General features: G+C 72.6%; 3 protein-coding genes. 2 read left to right on the forward strand and 1 reads right to left on the reverse strand.

Annotated features, from left to right (window positions below):
- Window positions 1-53: 53 nt before the first annotated feature.
- Window positions 54-1,253, reverse strand: a complete 1,200-nt coding sequence (locus tag ACFVZW_RS31845; protein WP_384528693.1) for a DUF4190 domain-containing protein — start codon at window positions 1,251-1,253, stop codon at window positions 54-56.
- Window positions 1,254-1,375: 122 nt separating this feature from the next.
- Here ACFVZW_RS31845 and ACFVZW_RS31850 point away from each other — a divergent pair, with 122 nt between their 5' ends.
- Together ACFVZW_RS31850 and ACFVZW_RS31855 are read left to right on the forward strand one after the other, a co-directional pair.
- Window positions 1,376-2,608 (forward strand): serpin family protein, encoded by a 1,233-nt coding sequence (locus ACFVZW_RS31850; RefSeq protein ID WP_384528695.1) that lies wholly within the window; start codon window positions 1,376-1,378, stop codon window positions 2,606-2,608.
- The gene (locus ACFVZW_RS31855; protein ID WP_384528698.1) at window positions 2,605-4,041 is read left to right on the forward strand and encodes a translation initiation factor 2; all 1,437 of its coding nucleotides are present in this window, start codon (window positions 2,605-2,607) and stop codon (window positions 4,039-4,041) included. The genes ACFVZW_RS31850 and ACFVZW_RS31855 overlap by 4 nt, the downstream gene beginning before the upstream one ends.
- The last annotated feature ends 105 nt before the right edge of the window (window positions 4,042-4,146 follow it).

The raw sequence follows: 4,146 nt of genomic DNA on the forward strand, positions 1-4,146 counted from the left end.
GCCCTCCTCGGGGAGGTCCGGCCCCGCCGACGTACGCCCGCCCGGCCCAAGGGTCAGGCGGACCGGCTGTTCCCCGCGGGACCGGCGAGGCCCAGGGCCTCCCGCGCGTCCGCGCCGATGTCCTCGGGCAGGGCCTCGAAGGCCACCTCGTACATCTCCCAATAGGCGTCCGCGTCCGCGGACCCGGCCAGCTTGTCCCACTGCTTCGCGGCCGCGTCGAGCTCCTTGCCCAGGTCGGCGACCGGCTTCACGGCCGTACCGGACCAGCGGTGGCTCTTGAGCCCCTCGCTCGCGTCCACGATCGACGTGTGGACCCGCTGCGCCCACGCCTTGTTGGCCGCGAAGTCCTCGTCGGCGTCCTCGTCCGGCTCCTCGAAGACGGCGTACTCCATGGGGTTGAGGTTCTGCAGGTAGTACAGCTGGTCGGGGTCCAGGGTGGTCTCGTCGGCGCGCAGGGAGCCCTTCAGCGGCTCGCCGTCGTCGACGGCGAGCGTGCAGGTCACGGCACGGTCGCCGGCGCGCCAGCTCTGCCGGCTCGGGATGTAGTAGTAGTCCCAGACGTGCTCGGGGATCGCCCAGTTGTCCATGGCGTACGCGCTGCTGATCTCGGAGCAGCGCTCCTCCGCGAGCTTGTCCAGCCGGTCCTCCCCCGGCCACGTGTCGAAGCCGGTGATCTTGTAGCCGCCGACGACCTCGCCGTCGTGCGGCTTCGCGCAGTCGACGATCTCGACGTCGGTCGTGTACGACTCCAGCTTGCCGTCGACCTCGAAGCACTCGCCCTTGCGCAGCGAGAACGCGGACTTCGAGCTCGCCGCCTCGTCCATGCCCTCCTTGAAGCTCTTCCACGTCTCGCCGAAGCCTCCGGTGACCAGGCCGAGGACCATCAGGAGACAGCTGAGGGAGGACAGGACGATTCCCGCTATCGCGAGACCCTTGCCGGTCTGGTTCTTCTTCCTGATCTGCGGGAGGGCGATCAGGCCGAAGATCAGGCCGAGGGGCGGGATGCAGCAGACGATGCCGGAGACCAGGGAGGCGATGGCCAGGCCGTTGGTGGTGGGCTGCGGCGCTCCGTACGGGCCGGGACCGGGGCCGGGGGCCGCGCCGGGGCCGTAGGGCGCGTACGGGCCGTAGGGGCCGGGGGCGGCGTACGGACCCGCCGCGGGCGGGACGGCTCCCATCGGGTTCGACGGCTCGGGTGCGGGCCACCCGCGCCGGGGCGGCTGAGAATCCTGGGGCGGCTGGGAGGGCTCCACGACTACGGTGCTCCTGTTGGGGCGGGTGCGGGACAGCTGGAACGGCTCGAACGGCCGGAAACAGCTGGCACAAACATGCGAACGGGCGCGCGCATCGTACGTGGTCCGAGGGCGGGGGCGGTATGCGATTGGCATCCACGGCGATACGGGCGGAAACGGTACGAGCGGTCAACCGGCTCACGTCACGGTGGGCGGGCACGCTCGGTACCGGCGGCGGTGTCCTGTCCGCGGCGGGTGTCTGGCCGCTGCTGGCCTTCCTGGCGGACGGCGCGGAGGGCCCGGCGCGCGAGGAGTTGGAGGACGCCCTCGGCATCCGCGCCGGCAAGGCGGCGGAGGCGGCACGAGGGCTGCTCGGTGCCCTGGGAGCGATGCGCGGGTCGGCCGCGGCGGTCGGGCTCTGGACGCGGCCCGAAGTGGAGCTGCGCGAGCGGTGGGTGAGCGGGCTGCCGCAGGCCACCCTCGGCCGCTTGACCGGTGACGAAGGCGCGGACCGCGCGGCTCTGGACACATGGGCGAAGGAGCGTACGGGCGGGCTGATCCCGACCATGCCGGTCACCCTGGACGAGGAGACCCGGCTCGTCCTCGCCGCCGCCCAGGCCGTACGGACACGATGGCTCCAGCCCTTCGACGACGGTGAACTGGCGCCCGAGTCCGGCCCCTGGGCGGGGCGGTGCCTGAACGGCCTGCGGCGCCACACCTCGCTCCTCGACCGGGTCGGAGTCGCCCGGACGGCCTCCGGTCCGCTGACGGTCCTCAAGGTGCTCGGTGACACCGGCGTCGATGTCCACCTCCTCCTCGGAGAGGAGGAGACGGGGCCGGGCGCGGTCCTGAGGGCCGGGATCGACGTCCTGTCGGGCGCGTCCAAGGCCGTGCCGGGCGACCTGCTCCCCCTCGGAGAGCAGGGACCCGGCCTGAACGTCCGCAACGCGCGCAGCTACGACCGCGCGCCGACGCTGCGCGTCACGACGTCCCCGTTCTCCCTCACCGCCGACCACGACCTGCTGAAGTCCGCCGAGTTGTTCGGCCTCACGTCGGCGACGGACCGCCGGCACGGTCACTTCCCGGGCATCAGCGAGTTCCCGCTCGCGATCGCCGACGCCCGCCAGTCGGCCGTGGCGCGTTTCGACGCGAAGGGTTTCGAGGCGGCTTCGGTCTCGGCGATGGGTGCATGCGCGGGCGGGGCCGCGGCTCCCCCGCCGTACCTGGTCCGGCGCATCGACGTCGACTTCGACCGTCCCTTCGGCTTCCTGACCGTGCACCGCACCTCGCGGCTGGTCCTGACGGCGGGCTGGGTCGCCGAGCCGGTGGACCACGTCTTCGAGGAGTTCGACGAGACCGAGGAGTCCGAGGCGTGAGCGCGACCCTCCAGGGACTGGCCGCCAACCCTGCCGCGCCCGTGGACGTACTCCTGCGGCTCCTCGACTCGGGGGACGGGGCCGTCCATTCGTCCTTGTGTCGGAGTCGACGGGAGATCCCCGACGAGGTCGTGGCGGCGATCCTCACCCACCCGAACCCCCGCACACGCGGAGGACTGGCGCGCAACCCGTACGTCTCCGGGGAGCTGCGCGGCCGGGTCGTGGACGACGAGTTCTGGCTCGTACGGTCGTGCCTGGCGCGCGGCCCCGGTGAGGACGCGTGGCCGCGACACCTGCCGGACCATGTGATCGACCGGATGTACACGACGTACGACGGCCAGGAGCTGGATGAGCTGATCGCCTCGCGCCAGGCACCGCGCCGTATCCGTCTCGACTACGCCACCCACCCGTCGGCGACACTCCGCCGGTACAGCACCAGCATGTGGCGGTGGCTCTCCGAGGAGCGCCGGGCGGCGCTGCTCGCCGACCCCGACCCGGACATCCGCGCGTCCGCCGCGAGGCAGCTGGAGGAGGACGACGCGGCGGAGATGGAGCGGCAGTTGCGCGCCATGCCCGGGACCCGTTCGCACGGCCACAGCCACATCCTCGTGAACTGCCGGCTCTCGCGGGCGGTCGTCGACGAGCTGCTGCTCGAACGCGCGGACGACGACCTGTGGTGCCTCGCGCACAACTACAGCACTCCCCCGGACGTCGTCGCCCATGTCGCCCGCGTCGGCGACCCCAAGACCCGGCTGGAGGTCGCCGGGCGTGAGGAACTCCCCCGCGACCTGGTGGACCTCCTCGCGCGCGATCCCGACCCGGAGGTCCGTACCGCCGTCTCGATGCGTCCCGAACTGACCGAGGACGAGCGCGCGGCCGTCGACTACGTCGTCCCCCCGCTCAGGGACCTCTGGCTGGGCGAGGACCCGTACCGTGCGCCGCTCTCCCACGCCCGGTCCGCCCACCCCCTGCTGCGTCGCCGCGTCGCCCACAACCCGGAGCTCCCCGCCGAGCTCGTCGCCCTCCTCGCGGCCGACGACGACCTGGGCGTACGGGTGCTCCTGGCGCAGTTCCATCCCGGAGCGCCGCCGGAGCTGCTGCTGCGGTGCTACCTGGAGTACACGGGGCGGTACCGCGACCGGCTGCTCGAACTGCCGCAGTTCCCGGCCGTCGGCCTGGGCCCCCGTTTCGCGGACGCCGAGGACCCCGCCGTACGCCTGCTGGCCGCATGCGACCCGGAGCTGGACCCTGCCGTCGCCGACGCGCTCACCCGCGCCGAGGAGCCGCGGATCCGTTCGGCGGCGGCCCGGAACCCGGCTCTCGCGCGAACACGGCTTCATCAACTCCTTGAAGACGAGGAGTTGTCGAAGGACGCGGCCGCCAACCCGGCGCTTCCCCTGGAGACGATGTACCGGCTTCTCGCAGAGGCATGACGAGGGGGGGGGGGGGGGGGGGGGGCCCCCCCCCCCCGCCCCCAGGTGGAAGAGGCGGGTGAACAACCCCTGAAAAATCGAGCCGCCCCGAGAGGGTGAGAAACC

Source organism: Streptomyces sp. NPDC059567 (assembly GCF_042735655.1).
Taxonomy (GTDB): Bacteria; Actinomycetota; Actinomycetes; order Streptomycetales; family Streptomycetaceae; genus Streptomyces.

Bases quoted from the DNA above. Each gene is read 5' to 3' on its own strand.
- ACFVZW_RS31850 (WP_384528695.1), top strand. From the start codon at position 1,376: ATGCGATTGGCATCCACGGCGATACGGGCGGAAACGGTACGAGCGGTC.